The sequence below is a fragment of the Pseudomonas sp. AC463 genome (assembly GCF_979253585.1).
In genome coordinates this window covers 1-230 of sequence record NZ_CEEDDZ010001250.1, presented here as the reverse complement: position 1 = coordinate 230, position 230 = coordinate 1, and the positions used below count along the sequence as shown (strand labels likewise).

1 pseudogene is annotated in these 230 nt (G+C 67.0%); it reads right to left on the bottom strand.

The annotated features are described in order from the left end of the window. Window positions 1–55: 55 nt before the first annotated feature. Window positions 56–230, bottom strand: a pseudogene (locus tag AC0IYH_RS34305) (transglutaminase family protein); the annotation flags it as partial.

Genomic DNA, 230 nt, shown 5'->3' with positions numbered 1-230 from the left:
GCACGACCACGGATCGAAGGAGCAGGCCGGCAATCAGCCCCCTGCCCTCACGCCATCACTGCTCCTGAGCGAGGATCAGCGGTTCCACGTCGACCCGCGCCATCATCCGCTCACCACCGCCGCCACGGCGCATGCCGCGTACCGGGCAGGCATCGAGGTAATCCAGCCCCACCGCCAGTTTCAGGTGGCGCTCTGGCCGTGCCAGGCAGTTGGTCACATCGAAGCTGTAC